22 protein-coding genes and 1 pseudogene are annotated in these 20327 nt (G+C 70.2%); 9 read left to right on the top strand and 14 right to left on the bottom strand.

Annotated features, from left to right (window positions below; all coding sequences use genetic code 11):
• Nucleotides 1-9: 9 nt before the first annotated feature.
• A pseudogene (locus tag QWU11_RS47390) lies at nucleotides 10-174 on the bottom strand (tetratricopeptide repeat protein); the annotation flags it as partial.
• Nucleotides 171-1382 (bottom strand): hypothetical protein, encoded by a 1212-nt coding sequence (locus tag QWU11_RS23080; RefSeq protein WP_290116397.1) that lies wholly within the window; start codon nucleotides 1380-1382, stop codon nucleotides 171-173. The pseudogene QWU11_RS47390 and the gene QWU11_RS23080, both read right to left, overlap by 4 nt.
• A 62-nt stretch (nucleotides 1383-1444) precedes the next feature.
• Here QWU11_RS23080 and QWU11_RS23075 point away from each other — a divergent pair, with 62 nt between their 5' ends.
• Nucleotides 1445-2002 (top strand): GNAT family N-acetyltransferase, encoded by a 558-nt coding sequence (locus tag QWU11_RS23075; RefSeq protein ID WP_290116396.1) that lies wholly within the window; start codon nucleotides 1445-1447, stop codon nucleotides 2000-2002.
• Here QWU11_RS23075 and QWU11_RS23070 read toward each other — a convergent pair.
• The 6 genes from QWU11_RS23070 to QWU11_RS23045 all read right to left on the bottom strand — a co-directional run bounded on the left by QWU11_RS23070 (nucleotide 1995) and on the right by QWU11_RS23045 (nucleotide 7963).
• Nucleotides 1995-2828: a glycosyltransferase gene (locus QWU11_RS23070; protein ID WP_290116640.1), complete on the bottom strand. Its 834-nt coding sequence runs from the start codon at nucleotides 2826-2828 to the stop codon at nucleotides 1995-1997. The two genes, QWU11_RS23075 and QWU11_RS23070, sit on opposite strands and share 8 nt — an antisense overlap.
• Nucleotides 2829-2851: 23 nt before the next feature.
• Nucleotides 2852-3643: a CDP-alcohol phosphatidyltransferase family protein gene (locus QWU11_RS23065; RefSeq protein WP_290116395.1), complete on the bottom strand. Its 792-nt coding sequence runs from the start codon at nucleotides 3641-3643 to the stop codon at nucleotides 2852-2854.
• A complete protein-coding gene (locus QWU11_RS23060; protein WP_290116639.1) occupies nucleotides 3621-4676 on the bottom strand; it encodes an iron-containing alcohol dehydrogenase family protein in 1056 nt (351 codons plus the stop codon). The genes QWU11_RS23065 and QWU11_RS23060 overlap by 23 nt, the downstream gene beginning before the upstream one ends.
• A 19-nt stretch (nucleotides 4677-4695) precedes the next feature.
• Nucleotides 4696-5427 carry a phosphocholine cytidylyltransferase family protein gene (locus QWU11_RS23055; RefSeq protein ID WP_290116394.1) on the bottom strand — a complete coding sequence of 244 codons (732 nt, stop codon included), beginning with the start codon at nucleotides 5425-5427 and terminating at the stop codon, nucleotides 4696-4698.
• Nucleotides 5427-6185: a DUF5941 domain-containing protein gene (locus tag QWU11_RS23050; RefSeq protein WP_290116393.1), complete on the bottom strand. Its 759-nt coding sequence runs from the start codon at nucleotides 6183-6185 to the stop codon at nucleotides 5427-5429. Before QWU11_RS23050 ends, QWU11_RS23055 begins: the two co-directional genes overlap by 1 nt.
• A gap of 122 nt (nucleotides 6186-6307) precedes the next feature.
• Nucleotides 6308-7963 carry a CDP-alcohol phosphatidyltransferase family protein gene (locus tag QWU11_RS23045; RefSeq protein WP_290116392.1) on the bottom strand — a complete coding sequence of 552 codons (1656 nt, stop codon included), beginning with the start codon at nucleotides 7961-7963 and terminating at the stop codon, nucleotides 6308-6310.
• Between the two features lie 235 nt (nucleotides 7964-8198).
• On the opposite strand from QWU11_RS23045, the gene QWU11_RS23040 reads away from it, so the two are divergent.
• The gene (locus tag QWU11_RS23040) at nucleotides 8199-8921 is read left to right on the top strand and encodes an IspD/TarI family cytidylyltransferase (protein ID WP_290116391.1); all 723 of its coding nucleotides are present in this window, start codon (nucleotides 8199-8201) and stop codon (nucleotides 8919-8921) included.
• Here QWU11_RS23040 and QWU11_RS23035 read toward each other — a convergent pair.
• The gene (locus tag QWU11_RS23035) at nucleotides 8881-9900 is read right to left on the bottom strand and encodes a glycosyltransferase family 2 protein (RefSeq protein WP_290116390.1); all 1020 of its coding nucleotides are present in this window, start codon (nucleotides 9898-9900) and stop codon (nucleotides 8881-8883) included. The two genes, QWU11_RS23040 and QWU11_RS23035, sit on opposite strands and share 41 nt — an antisense overlap.
• 80 nt (nucleotides 9901-9980) lie before the next feature.
• Between QWU11_RS23035 and QWU11_RS23030 the strand changes: the two genes are divergently transcribed.
• The 4 genes from QWU11_RS23030 (at nucleotide 9981) to QWU11_RS23015 (ending at nucleotide 14135) form a co-directional block, all read left to right on the top strand.
• Complete coding sequence (locus QWU11_RS23030) at nucleotides 9981-11594, top strand: LCP family protein (RefSeq protein WP_290116389.1); 1614 nt, start codon at nucleotides 9981-9983, stop codon at nucleotides 11592-11594.
• Between the two features lie 150 nt (nucleotides 11595-11744).
• Entirely contained in the window at nucleotides 11745-12458 is a 714-nt protein-coding gene (locus QWU11_RS23025; RefSeq protein WP_290116388.1) for a hypothetical protein, read from the top strand.
• A gap of 90 nt (nucleotides 12459-12548) precedes the next feature.
• Nucleotides 12549-13580, top strand: a complete 1032-nt coding sequence (locus tag QWU11_RS23020; protein ID WP_290116387.1) for an NAD(P)-dependent alcohol dehydrogenase — start codon at nucleotides 12549-12551, stop codon at nucleotides 13578-13580.
• Nucleotides 13581-13979: 399 nt separating this feature from the next.
• On the top strand, nucleotides 13980-14135 hold the full coding sequence (locus QWU11_RS23015) for a hypothetical protein (protein WP_290116386.1): 156 nt from the start codon (nucleotides 13980-13982) through the stop codon (nucleotides 14133-14135).
• Nucleotides 14136-14224: 89 nt separating this feature from the next.
• Here QWU11_RS23015 and QWU11_RS23010 read toward each other — a convergent pair whose 3' ends face one another.
• Nucleotides 14225-14530 carry a hypothetical protein gene (locus QWU11_RS23010; RefSeq protein WP_290116385.1) on the bottom strand — a complete coding sequence of 102 codons (306 nt, stop codon included), beginning with the start codon at nucleotides 14528-14530 and terminating at the stop codon, nucleotides 14225-14227.
• 129 nt (nucleotides 14531-14659) lie between these two features.
• The gene (locus QWU11_RS23005; protein WP_290116384.1) at nucleotides 14660-15829 is read right to left on the bottom strand and encodes an acyl-CoA dehydrogenase; all 1170 of its coding nucleotides are present in this window, start codon (nucleotides 15827-15829) and stop codon (nucleotides 14660-14662) included.
• Nucleotides 15830-15943: 114 nt separating this feature from the next.
• Between QWU11_RS23005 and QWU11_RS23000 the strand changes: the two genes are divergently transcribed.
• Nucleotides 15944-17263 (top strand): UDP-glucose/GDP-mannose dehydrogenase family protein, encoded by a 1320-nt coding sequence (locus QWU11_RS23000; protein ID WP_290116383.1) that lies wholly within the window; start codon nucleotides 15944-15946, stop codon nucleotides 17261-17263.
• Between the two features lie 21 nt (nucleotides 17264-17284).
• On the opposite strand, the gene QWU11_RS22995 is transcribed toward QWU11_RS23000, so the two are convergent.
• Nucleotides 17285-17593 (bottom strand): hypothetical protein, encoded by a 309-nt coding sequence (locus QWU11_RS22995; protein ID WP_290116382.1) that lies wholly within the window; start codon nucleotides 17591-17593, stop codon nucleotides 17285-17287.
• 270 nt (nucleotides 17594-17863) lie between these two features.
• Here QWU11_RS22995 and QWU11_RS22990 point away from each other — a divergent pair, with 270 nt between their 5' ends.
• Together QWU11_RS22990 and QWU11_RS22985 are read left to right on the top strand one after the other, a co-directional pair.
• Complete coding sequence (locus tag QWU11_RS22990) at nucleotides 17864-18238, top strand: response regulator (RefSeq protein ID WP_290116381.1); 375 nt, start codon at nucleotides 17864-17866, stop codon at nucleotides 18236-18238.
• A gap of 38 nt (nucleotides 18239-18276) precedes the next feature.
• The gene (locus tag QWU11_RS22985; protein WP_354670883.1) at nucleotides 18277-18717 is read left to right on the top strand and encodes a CoA-binding protein; all 441 of its coding nucleotides are present in this window, start codon (nucleotides 18277-18279) and stop codon (nucleotides 18715-18717) included.
• Here QWU11_RS22985 and purE read toward each other — a convergent pair.
• Entirely contained in the window at nucleotides 18706-19197 is a 492-nt protein-coding gene (purE, locus tag QWU11_RS22980; RefSeq protein ID WP_290116379.1) for a 5-(carboxyamino)imidazole ribonucleotide mutase, read from the bottom strand. The two genes, QWU11_RS22985 and purE, sit on opposite strands and share 12 nt — an antisense overlap.
• Nucleotides 19194-20306, bottom strand: coding sequence for a 5-(carboxyamino)imidazole ribonucleotide synthase (locus QWU11_RS22975; RefSeq protein WP_290116638.1), 1113 nt, complete (start codon nucleotides 20304-20306; stop codon nucleotides 19194-19196). Before QWU11_RS22975 ends, purE begins: the two co-directional genes overlap by 4 nt.
• Between the last annotated feature and the right edge of the window lie 21 nt (nucleotides 20307-20327).

Genomic DNA, 20327 nt, shown 5'->3' with positions numbered 1-20327 from the left:
CCGGCCGGCGTGGACGTACGCTTCGCCGAGGTTGGACAAGGTCAGAAGCGTGTCCGGATGGTCCGCGCCCAGCTGGGCGCTGCGGTCGCGCAGTGCCTCCTCCAGCATGCGCAGCCCACGCTTCCGGCGGCCCGCGGCCATGTGCATGACGGCCAGGCTGCTGCGCGTGGTCAGCGTGTCGGGATGGAGCTCTCCCAGGGTCGCGGTCTGAACACGGAGATTCTGCTGGAGCAGGGCGCTCGCACGGTCGTGGTCGCCGGCCGGCCGTACGCCCCGGCCAGGTTGTTGCGTGCCCGCAGCGTCTCCGGATGCTCGGGACCGAGAATGCGCCTGCCGTCGGCACACGCCGTCTCGCCGAGGTCGACCGCCTTCCCCGGCTCTCTGCTCTCCATCAGGATGGTCACCTGTGCGGCGCGGAGCCGCACCAGGTGCGCCGCGGCCTCCCAGTCGCCGGAGACATCCTGCGCCACGGCCGCCCAGAGAGCGGAGATCTGCTGGCCGAGCCCTTCGATCTCCTCGGCCGGCCGGACGCGGAACGCCCGCGCGGCGACCGCGTCGTACAGCAGCCGGGCCGTGTCCAGGGCCGCGGTGGCGAGCGTGCCGCGCATGCGGGCGCGGTCCCGCGCGATCCGCTGGACGAACCGGTGCATGAAGACGGTCGCGCCGTCGATCCCGAAGGTGAGCAGTGACGCCTCCGCCAGTACACCGAGAAGATCGTCGATCTCGGCAGCGGTCCCCGTCTCGCGGACCAGCTCACGGGCCACGCCGGCGGGAGAGAGCAGGGCCAGGATCTCGGTCAGCGCGGCGACCCGGGCGTCGTCACCCTCGACGGAGGCGAAGGACAACAGGATCGCGGCCGCGGCGCCGACGGGGTACGGGTCGCCGGAACCGCGGCTGAGATAGTCCCGTACGGGGAAGGCCCGCAGCCGTTCGACGAACTCCGGATAGGTCAGCCGCTGGCGGCGGATGACGGCGGCGGACTGCGCGAGGGCCAGCGGCAGGTGGCCGACCTCCTCGGCGAGCGCACGGGCGTTCGGGTCGTCGGCGAGTGCCGTCCGCTCGTCCAGCAGGGCCAGGGACTCCTCGTCGGTGAAGACGCCGACCTCGATGAAGGCGGCGAGCTGCGTCTTGCCGATGCCGCGCAGCCCGGTGAACGCGACGGTCGTGGAACCCGCCGCCGTCAGCCGGTCGTACTCCTCGCGCAGGTCCGTACGGGGCTGGAAGGCGGGCGGCCGCTGCGGGACGGGCCCGGCCACGACCGGCCCGTCCGGACGTTTCCGCGCCGGACGGTGGATGTGGACGCCGCCGTGGATGTGGCCCGCCTGGACGAGGTTCCCGAGCACGTCCCCGCGGACCTCGTTGCTGGGCCGATCGCGTTCCACCGTCACATCCCGTGAGAGTCCGGGCCGCCCGGATAGCCGCGGGAAAGGCCGACAATCGAGGCATGGCGACGTTCTTGGAGACCAGGCGGCTGCGGTTGCGGCGCTTCACCGAGGCCGACGAGGACGACCTGGTGGAGCTCGACGGCGACCCGGAGGTCATGCGCTTTCTCACCGGCGGGCGGCCGACCTCCCGCCAGGAGGTGCGCGACCACGTCCTGCCGACCGTCTTCGGCTTCTACGAGCGCTTCGACGGGTTCGGCTACTGGGTGGCGGAGGAGAAACAGACCGGACGGTTCCTGGGCTGGTTCCACTTCCGGCCCGAGAAGGAGCCGCGGGACGGTGAGGTCGAGCTCGGTTACCGCCTGCGCAGGGCGGCGTGGGGGCAGGGCTACGCCACCGAAGGATCGTTGGCGCTGATCCGCAAGGGGTTCACCGAGCTGGGCGTCGAGCGCGTGATCGCCAGGACGATGACCGTCAACGAAGGCTCGCGGCGCGTCATGGAGAAGTGCGGCATGACGCTCGTCCGCACCTTCCATCCCGACGGGCTGGAGGCGATCGACGGCTCCGAGCACGGTGAGGTCGAGTACGCGCTCGGCCGGGCCGGCTGGAGGCCTAGATGATCGGCGGACGGCCCAGCCGGGTCATCCGCCAGACCGTACGCCACGAGATCGGGCGCCGGGGGCCGGCCGGCTTGCGCCAGCCCTCGCGGAAGCCGCCGAACCACGGCCGCAGCGAGGCCAGATTGCGTTCGCGGGCGACCGTCATGCCGACCCAGACCGTGAGGTACGTGAAGGCGATCGGCCAGGGCAGGTTGCGGCGGGCCAGCCACACTCGGTTGCGGGCGTTCAGGCGATAGAACATCGCATGCCGCGTCGGGGCGACCGCCGGGTGGAACATCACGCAGTCGGCGTCGTAGACGATGTGGTAGCCCGCGTTGAGGGCCTGCCAGGCGAGGTCGGTCTCCTCGTGGGCGTAGAAGAAGTCCTCGGGCAGGCCGCCGGCCGCGTCGAAGACCGCGCGGCGTACGGCGCAGGCCCCGCCCAGGAACGTCGTGACCTCCGAGGACCGCAGCGGGTCGCCGGCACGCAGCCGGGGCACGTGGCGGCGCACCCCCGGGCCGCCCTCGGGGTCGCGTACGCGGAAGGACACGATGCCGAGCTTCGGGTCCGCGAGGAAGCGATCGCGCAGGTGGGCGCCGAGGTCGGCCGAGTCGTAGTAGCCGTCGTCGTCCAGGAAGACGATCAGCTCGCCGGTCGTCGCCTCGACTCCGCGGTTGCGGCCGGCCGGGATGCCGACGTTCTCCGGCAGGCGCACGACCCTGACGTTCTCCGGCCACGTGCCGGGGACGTCCGCGCCGTTGCCGACCAGCACGATCTCGACCTCGACGTCCCGCTGTACGAGGGCGCTGTCGACGGCGCGCTTCAGCTCCATCGGGCGGTTGCCCATCGTCAGGACGACCACCGAGAGCTTCACTTGAGCCTCCGCGAGGCGACGATGCTGACGAAGTGCAGGCCCGTCTGGACCACCGCGACGACGGCGACCGCGACCGCGAGCACGCGCGTGGCGGCGATTCCGTCCGTCAGGCGGTCGACCACCGCAGCGGCGACGATGAGCAGGGACAGCTCGACGGCGCCGATGATGCGGTGGAACTTCAGCAGCGAGACCGCCTCGCGGGCCAGCGCCAGGCCGGTCGACTCCGGGCGCAGGGCCCGGTCGCCGGTGGCCGGGTCCGCCGAGAGGCCGGACTTGGCGCGCGCCACCACGACGTTGTCGGTCTCCGCCTTGATCAGCGCGGCGCCGAGGGCGGCGAGCAGACCGAGTTCGACGTAGCCGCCGTTCTCCCACGCGCCCTGGGCGCGTACGCCGAGGCCGACGAGCAGCGTCACCTCGGACATGTAGTGCCCGATCCGGTCGAGGAAGACCCCGGTGATCGAGGTGCGCTTGCGGAACCGCGCGACCTCGCCGTCGGAGCAGTCGAGGAGAAGGTAGGCCTGGATGAGCACCGCCCCGGCGATCGCCCAGACGAGCCCGGCGGCACCGTGGGGGGTCACCGCGACGGCCGCTCCACCGAGCATCCCGCACAGGATCATCAGGTAGGTGAGCTGGTTCGGGCTGAACCCGATGCGCACGAAGAGCCAGGTGAAGTAGGGCGAGACGTTGCGCATGTACAGGCGCCCGGCCCAGTGCTCCTCGTTGCGCCGATCCTTCAGACCGGGGGGTTGCCCGCCCGCCCTGACCTCAGCCAGCGAAGGTGCCGACATATTCGCGTACCGCTTTCAGCAGGGCACCCTCGTCCAAACTCAGGTGCTCCAGGATGGTGTACCGGCCCGGCCTGGTCGACGGAGCGTACGCCACGGCTTGGGCGAACTGCTCCGGCGTCAGGCCGATGTCATGGGGAGTCTTGGGCAGCCCATGACGGTCAAGGCTCGCGACGATCTCGCCGAGGCGCTCGGCGCCCTCGCCGAGATGTGTCGCGCGCAGGTGATAGCAGAACGCCGCGCCCAGGCCGGCCAGCTCGCCGTGGTTGGCCGTGCCGGGGAACAGCGCGTCGATCGCGTGCAGGATCTCGTGGTCGCCGCCGCTCGCCGGCCGTGAGGACCCAGCGAACGACATCGCCATCCCCGAGAGTACGAGCCCTTCGGCGAGTACGGTCAGGAACTCGTCGGACTCGATCGAGCGGGGCTGGAAGAGCAGGGCCTCGGCGGCGACGCGGGCGAAGGTCAGTGCGAGCCGGTCGATCGGGTCGCCCTGCTCGCGGTGGGACAGCAGCCAGTCCTCGACCGCGGAGAAGTTGCTCAGGACGTCGCCGATGCCGGCCCGTACGAGACGCTCCGGCGCGGCGCGTACGTAGTCGAGGTCGACGATCATGGCGAGCGGCATCGTCACGCCGAACGACGCCTTGCCCTTCTCGTGCTCCAGCGAGGCCGTCGGCGAGCAGATGCCGTCATGGGAGAGGTTGGTCGCGACGGAGACCATCGGCATGCCGGCGAGCGTCGCGGCGTACTTGGTGGCGTCGATCGTGCGGCCGCCGCCGATGCCGACGACCGCCTCGTACGATCCGCCGCGCAGGCGCGAGCCCAGGGCCATGGCCGCGTCCACGGACGCGCCCTCGACCCGGAACACCTCGCATTCCTGCAGGCTGGGGCGTACGTGCTCGGCGATCTGGTCGCCCTGGCCGGGACCGACCGCGATGGCCACCCGTCCCTCCGTCGCGATGCGCCGGTCGGCGAGCAGCTCACCGAGGTGCGCGATCGCACCTCGGCGCACGTCGATCGACAGCGGAGCGGGGAGCATCCGCGACAGCAGGGGCATCTCAGTAGGCCTTGGCGATCCGGCGGGCCTTCTCCAGGTCGTCGTGGTTGTCGACCTCGACCCAGTCGACCGCACCGATGGGGGCGACCGAGATCTTGCCGCCGCGGTTCACCAGCTCCTGGTAGCCGTCCTCGTAGTACTGGTCGGGGTCGCTCTCCCAGGTGGCCTTCAGCGCGTCGGCGAGCGGCTCGGCCGCGGCCGGCTCCAGCAGCGTGGCGCCGATGTACTCCCCGTTCGCGGTGGCCGGGTCCATCAGCTTCGTGATGCGCCGCAGGTGCCCGTCGCCGTCGAGGATGACCTTCATCTCCTCCTCGGCGAGCTTCTTCACGTCGTCCACGGCGAGCAGGACGTCCGGGCCGCGATTGCCGAGCAGCGTGCGCTCGACGCTCACCGGGTGGACGGTGTCGCCGTTGACCATGAGGATGCCCTCTTTGAAGAAGTCGCGGGCGAGCCACATGGAGTAGGCGTTGTTCCACTCCTCGGCCTTGTCGTTGTGCACGAGGGTGATGTCGACGCCGTACCGGCTCTCCAGCGCGGCCTTGCGCTCCTCGACCGCTCCCGCGCAGTAGCCCACGACGATGACGACGTCGGTGAGCTCGACCTCGGCGAGGTTGCCGAGCGCGATGTCCAGGATCGTCGTCTCGCCGTCCACGGGCACGAGCGCCTTGGGGAGGGTGTCGGTGTACGGGCGGAGCCGGCGCCCCGCTCCTGCGGCGAGAACCATGCCGATCATTAGACGGTCTCCTCTGATGCTGCCTTCGCCTCGGCTCGCGCCGCCTCGGCTTCTTCTTCCTGCTCCGCCGCGGTGCCTCCGGGCGCTTCTCCCTCGTCCTCGAGGTCGACCATGATCCCCTTGCCGGTACCGGTGCGCGTCCAGGTGTAGACGCTCTCGATGCCGAACAGCAGGCCGAGGTAGACGGTGAGCACCGCGATGGTGATCGGCAGCTCGCCCGCGAGGGTCGCGATGGCCACGATGAGCAGCCGGCCGTCCCAGCCGAGCCCGGCGCGGAAGACCCACTTGGCGGGCCACAGCCGCTGCCGGGTGCGGTAGACGGTGTCGTAGTGGTGGTAGGCGAGTACGCCGATGAAGGCGTACGTCAGCGGCTTGGACACATCGTGCGCGAAGGCGAGCGTGGAGATGTAGCCGTACTCGATCGCGCGCATGATCGGCGGCACCAGCCAGTCGAGCCGCCCGTTGTGCGGGTGGGTCGAGGCGGGACCGGCGAGCAGCAGCGCCAGGACGGGAGCGAAGATCGCCGGGCTGGTCTGGCCGCCGACGCCGGCGATCAGCAGGATGCCGGTGACGATCGCGGCCACGAGCAGCGGGAGCAGCGGCGGGAGCTGACCGCCGCTGAGGCGGCCGAGCGTCTGCGCGACCGGGCCGTCGTCGCGGTAGGCCACCAGCCGGTCGCCGTGGAAGAGGAACTCCTCGCTCGGCTTCTGCCGCTGCTGCGGCGCCTCCGACATTCCCCCAGGAAGCACGGTGCTCACTGGTCGCTCACGCTCCTCACTCGCTGCGCGGCCGACCTCGTCCCTCGGCCATCCACTCCGCTCCCTGCGTAGCGATCGCTCCGGCTCACTGGTCGCTCACCTTCCGCAGTTCAGTTGTCGTCTCAGGCGTCAAGGCGGGCCGCCCTCGGCTGGGTCAGCGAGCGGAGGAACCGGCCGCCGATGGTGTAGGAGGCGGCGATGACGCCCCAGGTCAGCAGCGCGATGAACGTGACCTTCGCGTTGAAGATGGCGGCGGTCAGCGAGATCAGCGCGAACCGCTCGCCGATCGGCAGCACGATGATCTTCTTGAACCAGTGGAAGATCCGGATCTTCTCCGACCGCGCGGACAGCCATACCGCGAGGTGGCTCAGGCCGCCGCCCTTCGGCCGGCTCTTGGCCGGCTCGGGCTCGTCGAGCATGGTGTCCTCCGGCATCGCCAGCGGCACGATCGGCAGCGGGTCCGGCGTCTTGCGCCGCTTGGAGGCGCCGAACGCGAAGTCGACCATGTGCCGGCAGGTCTGCAGGGTCAGCGCGGCCACCGCGAGGTACCAGACGTCGCCGCCGTGCACGGAGCTGCCGACCGCGGCCGCGGTCGAGCCGACCGCCAGCCCGGCGAACACGGTGTACTCCTTGGCCCGGTCGAACGTCGCGTCGAGCCAGGCGCCCAGCGTGCTGAACTGCCGGGAGTAGCGGGCGAGCTGCCCGTCCACACAGTCGAAGACGAACGCGAAGTAGAGGCACACCGCCCCGAGGAGCATGCCCCAGCGGTGCCCGGTCGCGAACCACGCCGCGGCCACCACCGAGATGCCCATCGAGATCGCGGTGACGCCGTTCGGCGTCCAGCCGCGCTTGGCGCACCAGCGGGCGATGTAGCGCGAGTAGGTGCTCACCGCGTAGGTGGTGAAGAACCCGTCGTTGTTCTTGACCGCGGCGCTGAGGCGTACGCGGTCCTCATCGACCGCGTCGACGGCCTGCTGGAGCGCGTCGGCCTGCTCCTGGTCGAGCACCCGCTCGCAGACGAGCTCACGGCTGCCACGCGCGGTGACCTTGACGCCCGCGCGCACCATGCCGACGACCAGCAGGGCGGGCGCGTCGTCGCCGGTGATCGGCGTGCTGCCGATCAGCGGGGACAGGCCGGTGTTCTCGGCCTCGGCGTCGCCGTGGTTCTCGAGCTCGTCCTGGGTCTGCCAGAGGATGCGGACCGGGCTGATCTCGGTGAGGCCGCCCGGCACGTCGGCGAGCTCGGCGAGCTGGTCGGCCACGGACGCGAGGGTCTCGGTCTGCTCCTCCGAGACGCGCAGCACACCACGGAAGAGACCGTTCGGGTCGGTCACCTGGTGGAAGCGCGTGCCGGACGAGACGATGCGGCCACGGCGGATGCGCATCGCCGGACGGCGAGGCTCGTCGCCGACCGGCCGTACGCGCGTCGCGGCCGCGGAGGCGGGAGCCTTGGAGTTGAAGACGAGCCGGAGGAACACCTCGCGGTGCGCCACGACGTCTCCGTGGACGACGAGCATCGGCTCGGTGGCCTCACGCGCCACCCGGGCGATCTCGCGGAGATCTTCGGCCAGTCCTTTGGACTCGATCACCGTGCAGCCGAGCTCTCTCAGCTCAGCGGCGTTCTCCGGGCGGGTGAGCACACGACGGTCCCCCACGTCGAGGGATTTGAGCTGATCAAGCAGCCGGCCGACGACACTGCCGCTCCGGAGCGCCAGTCCGGCCGTCGGCGAGGATACGGACGCGACCGTCTCGGTCGCGACTACCAGTGCCAACGTCATGGGCGCCCTCCGAACGTCATCTCACAGTCCTTGGGGTCTTGGGGGTCTTTCGCGGCGAACGCCGCGAGATACGAGCGCCGACCTTACCGGAGGCGTCACCCTGTCGGTGCTTCGCCGTAAACATCTGTTCGCCCGCTGGCCGGGTGGAAAGTCCCCATAGGTTACCGTCGCCCGCGACCGGTGATCCGCACGCGCGGCCAGTAGAGTTCGGGCCCATGAGTTCGTGGGGAACGCCATGAGCACGACAGCGGTGGTCCTGGCCGGTGGCACCGGCCGGCGTCTCGGTCTCGAAGGACCGAAACAACTGGCGTCGGTGGGCGGCCGACCCATTCTCTCCCGCGCGATCGGCGCGTTCGACGCGGCGCCGGAGATCGACGACATTCTCGTCGTGATGGCCCCGGGCCATCGGGCGGCGGCCGAGCTGGCCGCCCGGCCGTACGCGAAGGTCACCGGCGTCATCGAGGGCGGCGCGAGCCGTACGGACTCGACGCTGTGCGCGCTGTCGGCCCTGGCCGGGCTGCCGGGACGGACGCGGGTGCTCTTCCACGACGCCGCCCGGCCGTTCGTGGACGGGCGGATCATCGCCGAGTGCGCCGCCGCGCTGGAGACGGCCGAGGCCGTCGCGGTGGCCGTGCCCTCATCCGACACCGTCGTCGTGGTGGAGGACGGCCGGGTGGTGGAGATGCCGCGCCGTGACAGCCTGCGGAGGTTCCAGACGCCCCAGGGCTTCCGGCTCTCCACGATCCGCACGGCGTACGAGCGCGCGCTCGCCGACCCGGAGTTCGCCGGTACCCCTCCGACCGACGACTGCGGGGTGGTGCACCGCTATCTGCCCGAGGTGCCCATCGTGGTGGTCCCGGGCAGCGAGCGGAACATCAAGATCACGCATCCGGTCGACCTGATCGTCGCCGAGCAGATCACTGCCGGCGAGGAGGACGCCCCAGGCTCGGCGGGCTGACGAGGAAGCCGGCGCCCCAGGACAGGTGCATCGTCGCGTACACGATCGGCAGCCGCAGCCACGCCGAGAGCGGCAGGCCGCGCCCGGTCGGCACGGAGCCGGCGATGATCGCGGCGGCGTACCCGCCCGGCAGGATCCAGCCCGGCCAGAAGCCGATGGCGCCGACCACGACGCCGACGACGATGGCCACGACCGCGATGGGCGGCGCGAGATAACGCAGGTTGAGGGTGCCCTGGTGCTCACGGCCCACCACACGCCGCCACTTGCCGGTGTGGAAGAACTGCTTGGCCAGCGCCCGGATGTTGGGCCGCGGACGATAGGTCACCCGCATGCGGGGGGTGAACCAGACCTTGCCGCCCGTCTGGCGGATGCGGTGGTTCATCTCCCAGTCCTGCGCGCGTACGAATGTCTCGTCGTACCCGCCGACGCGTTCGAGCGCGCTGCGCCGGAACGAGCCGAGGTAGACCGTCTCGGCCTCACCCGCGCCGCCACCCGTGTGGAACGGCGCGTTACCGATGCCGATCTTGGAGGTCATCGCGCGGGCCACGGCCTTCTCGAACGGCGTGACGCCCTCGGCGGCCATGATGCCGCCGACGTTGTCGGCACCGCTGTCCTCCAGGGTCTCCACCGCGGCCTGTACGTAGTCCGGCGGCAGCACCGAGTGCCCGTCGACCCGCACGACGATGGAGTACTGCGACGCCTTGATGCAGGCGTTCAGGCCCTGCGGCGTACGCCCGGTGGGGTTGGGGACGAGGATGATGCGCGAGTCGTCCGCGGCGAGCTTTTCCGCGATCTCCTGCGTACGGTCGCGCGACGGGCCGATGCCGAGCACCAGTTCGAGGTCACCGGCGTACTCCTGGGAGAGGACTCCGCCGACCGCCTCGGCGAGGTGCCGCTCCTCGTTGAGCACCGGCATGATCACGGAGACCGCGGGCCAGGCGCGGTTTCCGGCGAGGGGTGTGTTAGGCGAGGGATTCATGACGGCGCCACGGTACTGTACGAACGCGAGGTACGCCGCAAGGTAGGCAACACTTCGCACCTCGGGGAGGCGAAACCGGCATGTCCGAAGACACCGAGTCCGACCCGCAGGAGCGATACTTTCGCCCCCGCCCGGGCGCTCCCGGTGACGGCATCGGCGACACAGAGGACGCGGACCAGCCCGACGGCGTCGCCGTCGGTGACGCCGAGGCCACGCACGTCAAGGTGGAGCGCCAGCCGCGCCGGACGTACGCGGGCGGTGCGCGCAGGCATCGCCGCGGCATCGTGGCCACGGGCGCGATGTCCGCGTTCGTCCTGCTGTTCTCCGGTGGCGGATGGGTGTTCCAGGACTACGTCCTGGGCAGCGTCAAGCGCGTCAACGCCTTCGACGGACTGAAGAACCGCCCGGACTCCGGCCCCGAGGGCTCCATGAACATCCTGCTCGCCGGCGTCGACCGCCGCGAGGGCCTGAGCACCCAGCAGATCAACCAGCTCCACCTCGGCAAGGTCGGCGGCCAGCGCTCGGACACGATGATGCTGGTGCACATCTCGTCCAAGCACGACAAGATCACCGTGGTCAGCCTGCCGCGCGACTCCCTCGTGACGATCCCCGGCCACCGCTCCAACGGTTCCGAGGGCACCAAGGGCAGCCAGGTCGGCGAGCGTCAGGGCAAGCTCAACTGGGCCTACATGTACGGCGGGGCGCCGCTGACCGTGCAGACCGTCGAGCGCGCCACCGGCGTGCACGTCGACCACTACATCGAGGTCAACTTCCTCGGCTTCCTCAAGGTCGTCGAGGCCCTCGGCGGCGTCACCGTCTGCACCGAGCAGGCGATCGACGACCCGAAGAGCGGCCTGCGGCTGCCGGCGGGCAAGAGCAACGTCGACGGCCCGACCGCCCTCGCCTACTCCCGCGCCCGCTACACGCTGACCGGCGGCAGCGACCTCGGCCGGATCGACCGGCAGCAGCAGTTCATGTCCGCGGTGGTGCACAAGGCGCTGAGCGAGCCGGCCAAGTTCCCGGCGTTCCTCAGCGCCTCACTCGATGCCATCCGCGCCGACAAGGACCTGTCGAAGAACACCCTGACCGCGCTGGCCATGCAGATGAAGGGCATGAGCACCGACAGCATCGCCTTCACCACGGTGCCGCTGTCCAACTCCAACTACATGGTCTCGATCGGCGGCCAGCAGCAGTCCACTGTGCTGTGGGACCGATCAGCGGGCGACCGGCTGTTCCGGCAGATCGAGGGCGACAAGCCGATCATCCAGCCCACGACGCCCCCGCCGAGCGCCTCCCCCACGGTCAAGCCCAACGGGCTCACCGTGCCGCCGGGGCAGATCGACGTACGGGTGATCAATGGCGTCGGCACCGTGGGGCTCGCCGCCAAGGCGGCCCGCGCCCTGCACAAGGTCGGCTTCGGCACGACCGTGGTCCCGGGCGCACGCCAGGGCGTCACGACGACGGTGATCCAGTACGGGCCCGGCCGCGAGGACTCCGCCAAGACGCTGAAGGCGGCGATCCCGGGCGCGAAGATCAAGGCGGTCTCGTCGCTCGGCTCACGCCTGCAAGTCGTCGTGGGCTCCTCCTGGCCCACGCCGAAGCAGGTCAAGGTGGCGGCGACGCCGTCGGTCTCGCCCACGGGCGGCGGAGATCAGATCAAGGCGAAGACGGCCACACAGAACCTCTGTAAGTGACCGCCTGATGCGATTTCCGCGACGCTGCGGATAGTGATCATGACGATTCGAATCGTCAGGCGTCCCACTCCCCAAATGTGGCTTTTGCCTACTAGCCTGGCTGATCTAACGCCGGATCGTGCGGGTCGCGGCCACTCTGGAGGAGTAGCGATGTCCAACGGCGCTCGCCACACCTGGGGCTTCTTCGCGGGGGTGGTTCTCACCGCCGCGCTCGTCGCTTTGCTGATCTTCGGTACCTACCGGCTGCAGCACGGCTACGTGACGCAGTTCCACAAGCAGGACAAGTGGATCGGCGGCGGCCTGCTGGCGGGGGCCGCGATCGTGTTCGCCCTCCTCGCCAGCTCGCGTCTCTCGCCGCTCGGCTCGCTCATCGGCGGCCTCGTGCTCACCGCCGCCGGCGTGGTCTTCTTCGTGTCCCAGAAGACGACCGCCGACCTGATCAACCGGTTCCCGTTCAAGGAACAGCGCGTCACGCTGGCCGGGCTCGAGGAGGAGGGGTTCATCCTCTTCGCCGGGGTGGGGCTGTTGTTCTCGTCGTTCTTCCCGTCCCGGTGGCGGGCGCGCGAGGACGAGGACGACGACTCCGGCTATGAGTACGGCCTGCCCGAGGCGCGGCACCCGTACCGCGACCCGGCGGGCGCCACCGACCCCATCGGCGGGCGGCACGCGGCCCGCGACGAGCAGCCGACGTCGTACGCGTCCTATGAGGGTCCGCAGGGCTCGTACGAGCCGCAGCGGACGAGCTATGACTCGCCGCTCTACGAGCCGACGCAGCAGCCGCAGTCGCCGTACGCCTCGGGCCGCGCGCCGTTCAGCCCGCCGGACGAGAGCGGCGGCACGCGGGAGATGTACCGCCCCGAGTAGTCCCAGGTCAGGCCATACCTCACCGGGTATTGCCGGGCCCGTCGCGGTGGCCGGAGGATCGCTGTCATCCTCCAGAAGGGCCATCTGCTCATGCTCACCTATCGGCTCGACGAGCCCGGCGGCGTCGACGGCATCGTGGCGTACGAGACCGGCCGGCCGGACCCGAAGGCCACCGAGATCGTCGTACGTGTCCGCGCGGCCTCCATCAACCGGCGCGACCTGCTCATCCTTCACCAGCGCTACCCGCTCCCGGCGGTGCCCGGGGTGATCCCCCTCAGTGACGGGGCCGGCGAGGTCGTGGAGGTGGGCGACCAGGTCACCCGCTTCAAGGTCGGCGACCGCGTCGTCGGCGGCTACTGGCCCCGCTGGCACGATGGCCGGCTGCGGCCCGAGCTGGTCACCCAGCTCGGCTGCACCCAGGACGGCATGCTCACCGAGTACGCGCTGCTGGACGAGCAGTGGGCGGTGGGCGTACCGGAGCACCTGACGTGGGCGGAGGCGGCGAGCCTGCCGTGCGCGGCGCTGACCGCGTGGACGTCCCTCGTCGGCGGCCGGCCGCTCCTGGCGGGACAGACGGTGCTCACGCTCGGCACCGGCGACGTCGCCCTGGCCGCCCTGCAGTTCGCCAAGGCCATGGGGTGCCGGGTCGTCTCGACCACCTCCAGCGAGGCCAAGGCCGCCCGGCTCCGCTCGCTCGGCGCGGACCACGTCGTCAACTACGTCTCGACCCCGGAGTGGTGGCGTGCCGTACGGGAGCTGACCGGCGGACTTGGTGCGGACATGGTCGTGGAGACCACCGGCCCCGCGACGATCGAGCAGTCCGTACGGGCGGCGTCGACCTACGGCCAGATCGTGCTGCTGTGGGGAACGGGCGACCCGGCCGGCACACCGGGGTCGGCCATCGAGATCCCCGGCACCGCGTTCCGGTCGAGCCTGGTGACCCTCCGGCGAGTGTTCGTCGGCCACCGGGCCGATCACGAGGCGATGAACCGGGCGATCTCGACCAACCTCCTGCGCCCGGTCGTGGACCGCGCGTTCGACCTCGCCGACGCCCGCGAGGCGTACACCTACTATGCCGAGGAGAACCCGTTCGGAAAGGTGGTTATCACTTCCGGGGCCTGATCTGATGATTTATCACGACGGTTCGTAGGGGTCAATCCCGTACTTTCGGGGTGGCGCTTTTCCCCGCTTCGGCTGTTTCCTGACAGTGATAAAAGGGGCCGGAGAAGAAGCGGGGGGGCCGCTATGCCTCACTGGACCTATTACGATCATCAGCGGCCGGGGGGATCCGCCTGTACACGCTGCCCGAACGGCACGTTACGCCACCTCACATGGCCTGAGATCATCGCCATGTACGGCTCGGTAACCGAATTGGTTTCAACATGGGGACGCGCGATACGGGCGGAATACCGGCAACTCAGAGACGGGGGGTACGTTCCGCAGGGCCATGTCATCCGATGTGATGACTGTTCGGCGTTCCATGTTCTCCATAGCGCCTTTGACTGCGAGGCGCTATGGCCGGTGAAGTCGGCCCCGGAACCGTACGGCGAGATGACGTGCCCGGGCTGCCGCCAGACCCTGCTGGTGGCCCCGGGGCGCCTGGGGTCACTGCGAGCGGCGTACTTCAAGAGCCGCCGGCAGACGACCACCGGCTGGATCTGGCTGATGCCGACGTAACCGCGGGGGCGCCGGGGCGGCTGCTGCGAAGCACCTGCCCCGGCGCGGGGCCGGAGGCCTCCTTAAGGAACCGGCGGGCGTTCTCTGGGTCACGAGTCGGCAGTCGCGGTCAGCAGGGCTACTGAGACACGGAAGTGACATCGGGTTGTCGCGCCCTTCACGTCGACGAGCCAGCTGTCGGGACTCAGCTGGAACACCTGTCGGCCCTTGGGGCGCATTGGACTACGGGGCCGATGCCGCCATGCCACGTCTGCCGCCACGGCGCGGGCCTGTTCGATGTGGGGCCCGATCGGCAAGACCGCCGTCATTTGGAACCTGTGCTCACCGCCACCGACCATGGACTCCTCGATCAGAACATGCCACTCGTTCACCCGGCTTTGCGGGAAAGGTTCCATGTTCTGATCATCTCCTAGCCAGAACTAGCCCACGGTGAGCGATGCAACAGCCGGCTGGCCCATGATCAGCGCCTCAGGGCGGTCACCTGACCCTCTTGATCCGATCGCCGCCGATAAGGCGGAGGGGGCCTACTTCAGGATCTGGCGGGCCATCACGACGCGCTGGATCTGGTTGGTGCCCTCGTAGATCTGAGTGATCTTCGCGTCGCGCATCATGCGCTCGACCGGGTAGTCCTTCACATAACCGTAGCCGCCCAGGAGCTGGACCGCGTCCGTCGTGATCTCCATGGCGGCGTCGGAGGCGAAGCACTTGGCCGCGGACGAGATGAACGTCAGATCCTTCTCGGCGGCGCCCAGCATCCGGCGTTCGGACTTGGCCGCGGCGGCGTACGTCAGCTGCCGTGCCGCCTCCACCTTCATCGCCATGTCCGCCAGCATGAACTGCACGCCCTGGAAGTCACCGATCGGCTTGCCGAACTGCTCGCGCTCCTTGACGTAGCCGACCGCGTAGTCCAAGGCGCCCTGGGCGATGCCCAGCGCCTGGGCCGCGATGGTGACGCGCGTGTGGTCGAGGGTGGCGAGCGCGGTCTTGAAGCCGGTCCCCTCCTCGCCGATGATCCGGTCCGCCGGGATGCGCACGTCCTCCATGATGACCTCGCGCGTCGGCGAGCCCTTGATGCCGAGCTTCTTCTCCGGCGCGCCGAAGCTCACGCCCTCGTCGGACTTCTCCACGACGAAGGCCGAGATGCCGCGGGCGCCCTGAGACGGGTCGGTGACCGCCATCACGGTGTAGTAGTCCGACACGCCCGCGTTGGTGATCCAGCGTTTGGTGCCGTTCAGAACCCAGTGGTCGCCGTCGCGTACGGCGCGGGTCCGCATGGCGGCCGCGTCGCTGCCGGCGTCGGGCTCGGACAGCGCGTAGGAGAACATCGCCTCACCGCGAGCGACAGGACTCAGATACCGCTTCTTCAGATCTTCCGATCCGGAAAGCAGGATCGGTACCGTGCCGAGCTTGTTGACCGCGGGTATCAATGAGGAGGAGGCGCACGCCCGTGCGACCTCCTCGATCACTATGACGGTCGCGAGGGCATCGGCGCCGACCCCCTCGTACGACTCCGGAATATGCACGGCGTGCAGGTCCGCCCGGACCAGCGCTTCGTACACGGCCTGGGGAAACTCTGACTTCTCGTCCGTCTCGGCCGCCGACGGAGCGATCTTCGCGTCGGCGAGAGCCCGGACCGTCTCCCGCAGGAGCCCGTGCTCTTCGGAGAGTTCGTACAGAGGAAAGTCTGGGGTCATGTGCCGATCGTACGCTGTCTACCTACTCGCCAGTAGGGCCGGTAGCATCGCGATCTGGCCCGTGGGGACGTCAGTGGGGTCGGGCATCAATTTCTCATGAAGGGAGGCAGGGCCTTGGCACAACGCTTGACCGTGATCGGCACTGGCTACCTGGGCGCCACCCACGCGGCTTGCATGGCCGAACTGGGCTACGAGGTGCTCGGCATCGACGTGGACGCGGACAAGATCGCCCGCCTGTCCGCAGGTGAGCTGCCGTTCTACGAACCCGGCCTTGAACCGATCCTGCGCCGCAACCTCGAGAACGGACGGCTTCGGTTCTCCACCTCCTACGACGAGGCGGCCGAGTTCGGCGACGTCCACTTCGTCTGCGTGGGCACACCGCAGAAACCCGGCGAGTACGCCGCCGACATGAGCTACGTCGACGACACGATCACCGCGCTCGCGCCCCGCCTCACGCGCGCCTGCCTCGTGATCGGCAAGTCGACGGTCCCGGTCGGCACCGCCGAACGCCTCTCGCGCCGGCTCGCCCGGCTGTCTCCCGCCGGTGACCTGGCCGAACTCGCCTGGAACCCGGAGTTCCTCCGCGAGGGCTATGCCGTCGAGGACACCCTGCACCCCGACCGCATCGTCATCGGCGTCGAGTCCGACCGCGCGGAAAAGGTCCTGCGCGACGTCTACACGCCCATGACCTCAGAGGGCGTGCCCCTGATCGTCACCGACTACGCGACCTCCGAGTTGGTCAAGGTCTCGGCGAACGCCTTCCTCGCCACGAAGATCTCCTTCATCAACGCGATGGCGGAGGTCTGCGAGGCCGCGCACGCCGATGTGACGAAACTCTCCGAAGCTCTTTCCCACGACGATCGAATCGGCGGCAAGTTCCTCGGCGCCGGTCTCGGATTCGGCGGCGGCTGCCTTCCCAAGGACATCCGCGCGTTCATGGCGCGCGCCGGCGAGCTGGGCGTCGACCAGGCGCTGTCGTTCCTGCGCGAGGTCGACGCGATCAACATCCGGCGCCGCATCCGCATGGTCGACCTGGCGCGCGAGCTGCTCGGCGGCTCGTTCATCGGCCGTACGGTCGGCGTGCTGGGCGCGGCGTTCAAGCCCAACTCCGACGACATCCGCGACTCGCCCGCGCTCGACGTGGCCACCTCGATCCGCGCGCAGGGCGGCCAGGTGACCGTCTTCGACCCGCAGGCCCTGGAGAACGCCCGCCGGGCCCACCCCGAGCTCGGATACGGCACGTCCGCCCAGGACGCCGTCGCGGACGCACACGTGGTGCTCCTGCTCACGGAGTGGAAGGAGTTCCGCGACCTCGACCCCGAGGAGCTCGGGGCGTTCGTGGCGGAACGCAACATCGTCGACGGCCGCAACGCGCTCGACCCCGAGCGCTGGCGGGCCGCCGGCTGGCACTACCGCGCGCTGGGCCGCCCCTAGAAGCGATCCCGGCTCCCGCCGTCAGGCGGGGGCCGGGCCCTCGGTGACGGCCTTGATCCGCTCGTACGGCAGCCGTACCCGCTCGACGGTGGCGTCCACGGCTTCCGTGCACGCGGCGGTGAACACGCACAGCAGGCGGTGCTGGGCGGGCATGTACATCCCGTTCACGTAGTGGACGGGGCGCCCGGCCTCCGACGTCTTACGCGCGGCGTCCGCGAGGGCGCGCTGGATCCTGGCCAGGGCGCCCGGCATCGCGTCGGCCGGCAGGCAGATCGCCACGTACACCGTGGCGGGAAAGCCTCCGGGTGAGTCGAACACGGGGTTCACCATGGTCCTAGCGCAGAGCCGGTACGGCAGCGCGGCAGGAGCGCGCCGCGCCTCGCTCCGGGTGTACGGCGATGCGATCGGGTCCGGCGCATCGGGACCGTTGCCGGCGCATGGTGCCCCTCCTCTTGTCGGCGGTCCGGGGCCTCCTTCCACCTTCGAAGGTGGGCCGGGCCGACGTCTGCACGGCCACCCACCGTTCTCCGCCCCCTGCCAGCCTTACCTGCGGATTCCCGTTATCCGTACTCGCGAAAAACCGCGCGTACTGTTGTGGATATGGGTGTCCGATGCCTGATCGTCGACGACGATGACGGCTTCCTCCGGGTCGCTCGCGACCTTCTGGAGCGGGAGCAGATCAACGTCGTCGGGGTGGCCTCGAACAGCGCGGGAGCGCTTAGCCTGATGTCCGACTCTCGGCCGGACGTCATGCTCATCGACGTCAACCTCGGCGACGAGAGTGGCTTCGACCTGGTCGACTCCATCGCGGGAGACGCCCCTTCAGCGTCGCCCCTCCTGATCCTGATCTCCACCTACACGCTGGACGACTACCTCGACATGCCGGTGCCCGGCTGCGTGGCGTTCGTCCGCAAGTCCGATCTATCCGGAACCACGATCCGCCGCATTCTCGTCGACGCCGGTCAGGGCTGCTGAGCGGGAACGCCACGCGGCGCGAGACGGTTATGAGCGTCATGAACGACGAGGCGGTCATCCGGCGCATTCTCACGGCGTCCACGACATGGGCGTTCGTCGGCCTGCGCGACAACCCCGGGCGCACCGCGTACGACATGGCGTCGCTGCTCCAGACGCGCGGGAAGACGATCGTGCCGGTCCACCCCGACGCCGAGACCGTCCTCGGTGAGCCCGGGGTCGCCTCGCTCGCCGAGGCGACCGCGCCGGTGCACGTCGTCGGCGGCTACCGCCGCTCACGCCACGCCGGTCAGGTGGCCGACGAGGCGATCGCGATGTTCGGCGCGTACGGGCCGCGGGCGGACGGCGAGGTCAGGGCGCTGTGGTTCCCGCTGGGCGTGATCGATGAGGACGCCGCGCGGCGGGCCGCCGACGCCGGTCTGGACGTGGTCATGGACCGCTGCCCGGCGATCGAGTGGGCGCGGCTCGGCCTACCCCGCTGAGGCGCGGCGCAGCCGGTCGCCCTTGGCCTTGGCCTGGTCGTGCAGGTCGCGCTGGAACTCCTCCATGCGCTCGCGTAGGTCGGAGTCGCTCGCCGCGAGGATGCGGACGGCCAGCAGGCCGGCGTTGCGGGCGTTGCCGACCGCGACCGCCGCGACCGGCACCCCGGCGGGCATCTGCACGATCGACAGCAGGGAGTCCATGCCGTCGAGGTACTTCAGCGGGACCGGCACGCCGATCACCGGCAGCGGCGTGACCGAGGCCAGCATGCCCGGCAGGTGGGCGGCGCCGCCGGCGCCCGCGATGATCACCTGAAGCCCGCGCCCGGCCGCCTCCTCGCCGTACGCGATCATGTCGTGCGGCATCCGGTGCGCCGAGACCACGTCCGCCTCGTACGCCACGCCGAACTCCTCCAGCGCCTCGGCGGCGGCCTTCATCACCGGCCAGTCCGAGTCGCTGCCCATCACGACGCCAACGCTCATCGGGGTCCGTTCCTGAGGTAGTCGGCCGCGTGGCGGGCCCGCTCGCGTACCTCGTCCAGGTCGTCGCCGAGCGCCGTCACGTGGCCGATCTTGCGGCCCGGCCGGATGTCCTTGCCGTAGAAGTGCACCTTCATGCCGGGATCGTGCGCCATGACGTGGATGTAGCGCGGGTAGATCTGTGGCTCGTCACCGCCGAGGACGTTGGCCATCACGGCGTACGGCGCGGTGGGCCGGGTGTCGCCGAGCGGCAGGTCGAGGACGGCGCGCAGGTGCTGCTCGAACTGCGAGGTGCGCGAACCCTCGATCGTCCAGTGGCCGGAGTTGTGCGGGCGCATCGCCAGCTCGTTGACCAGAACGCCGCGGTCGGTCTCGAACAGCTCGACGGCGAGCAGGCCGGTCACGCCGAGCCGGTCGGCGATGCCCAGCGCCAGCCGCTGGGCCTCCTCGGCCCGGTCGGCGTCGAGGCCGGGCGCCGGCGCGATCACCTCGTGGCAGATGCCGTCGCGCTGCACGGTCTCCACGATCGGGTACGCCGCGCCCTGGCCGTACGGCGAGCGGGCCACCAGGGCGGCCAGCTCGCGGCGGAACGGCACGTGCTCCTCGGCGAGGAGCTCGATCCCCTCGGCCGCGGCGCGCTGGATCACCTCGCGGGCCTCGGCGGGCGACTCGCAGACCCACACGCCCTTGCCGTCGTAACCGCCGCGTACGGCCTTGAGGACGAGCGGCCAGGCGCCGAACTCCTCGGCGTCGGCCAGACTCGCGACCGGCGCGAACCTCGGCACCGCCACACCCATGCCGCTCAGCCGCTCGCGCATCGCCCGTTTGTCCTGGGCGTGCAGCAGCGCGGCGGAGCCGGGACGGCACGCCGTCCCGGACTCCTCCAGGGCCTTGATGAACTCCCCCGGGACGTGCTCGTGGTCGAACGTGACCACGTCGCAGTCCTTGGCGAAGGTGCTCAGGTCGTCGAGCGAGCGGTGATCTCCGACGCGGACGTCGGAGATGACTCGCGCGGCGGAGGCGTGCGCGCTGTCGCTGAGGACGCGGAGCGTCACGCCGAGACCGATCGCCGCCTGCTGGGTCATGCGGGCGAGCTGCCCGCCCCCCACCATGCCGACGGCGGGTATACCTTG

Source organism: Actinomadura sp. DC4 (genome assembly GCF_030406325.1).
Lineage (GTDB): Bacteria > Actinomycetota > Actinomycetes > Streptosporangiales > Streptosporangiaceae > Actinoallomurus.
The sequence above is the reverse complement of the archived record's forward strand: the minus strand, read 5'-3'. Positions and strand labels throughout refer to the sequence as shown.

Coding starts and splice junctions, on each gene's coding strand:
- QWU11_RS23030 (WP_290116389.1), top strand. CDS start 9,981: ATGTCCGAAGACACCGAGTCCGACCCGCAGGAGCGATACTTTCGCCCC.
- QWU11_RS23060 (WP_290116639.1), bottom strand. CDS start 4,676: ATGCTCCCCGCTCCGCTGTCGATCGACGTGCGCCGAGGTGCGATCGCG.
- QWU11_RS23075 (WP_290116396.1), top strand. CDS start 1,445: ATGGCGACGTTCTTGGAGACCAGGCGGCTGCGGTTGCGGCGCTTCACC.
- QWU11_RS23010 (WP_290116385.1), bottom strand. CDS start 14,530: ATGGAACCTTTCCCGCAAAGCCGGGTGAACGAGTGGCATGTTCTGATC.
- QWU11_RS23020 (WP_290116387.1), top strand. CDS start 12,549: ATGCTCACCTATCGGCTCGACGAGCCCGGCGGCGTCGACGGCATCGTG.
- QWU11_RS23070 (WP_290116640.1), bottom strand. CDS start 2,828: ATGGGCAACCGCCCGATGGAGCTGAAGCGCGCCGTCGACAGCGCCCTC.
- QWU11_RS23055 (WP_290116394.1), bottom strand. CDS start 5,427: ATGATCGGCATGGTTCTCGCCGCAGGAGCGGGGCGCCGGCTCCGCCCG.
- QWU11_RS23025 (WP_290116388.1), top strand. CDS start 11,745: ATGTCCAACGGCGCTCGCCACACCTGGGGCTTCTTCGCGGGGGTGGTT.
- QWU11_RS22975 (WP_290116638.1), bottom strand. CDS start 20,306: ATGGTGGGGGGCGGGCAGCTCGCCCGCATGACCCAGCAGGCGGCGATC.
- QWU11_RS23040 (WP_290116391.1), top strand. CDS start 8,199: ATGAGCACGACAGCGGTGGTCCTGGCCGGTGGCACCGGCCGGCGTCTC.
- QWU11_RS23045 (WP_290116392.1), bottom strand. CDS start 7,963: ATGACGTTGGCACTGGTAGTCGCGACCGAGACGGTCGCGTCCGTATCC.
- QWU11_RS22995 (WP_290116382.1), bottom strand. CDS start 17,593: ATGGTGAACCCCGTGTTCGACTCACCCGGAGGCTTTCCCGCCACGGTG.
- QWU11_RS23005 (WP_290116384.1), bottom strand. CDS start 15,829: ATGACCCCAGACTTTCCTCTGTACGAACTCTCCGAAGAGCACGGGCTC.
- purE (WP_290116379.1), bottom strand. CDS start 19,197: ATGAGCGTTGGCGTCGTGATGGGCAGCGACTCGGACTGGCCGGTGATG.
- QWU11_RS23065 (WP_290116395.1), bottom strand. CDS start 3,643: ATGTCGGCACCTTCGCTGGCTGAGGTCAGGGCGGGCGGGCAACCCCCC.
- QWU11_RS22990 (WP_290116381.1), top strand. CDS start 17,864: ATGGGTGTCCGATGCCTGATCGTCGACGACGATGACGGCTTCCTCCGG.
- QWU11_RS23035 (WP_290116390.1), bottom strand. CDS start 9,900: ATGAATCCCTCGCCTAACACACCCCTCGCCGGAAACCGCGCCTGGCCC.
- QWU11_RS22985 (WP_354670883.1), top strand. CDS start 18,277: ATGAACGACGAGGCGGTCATCCGGCGCATTCTCACGGCGTCCACGACA.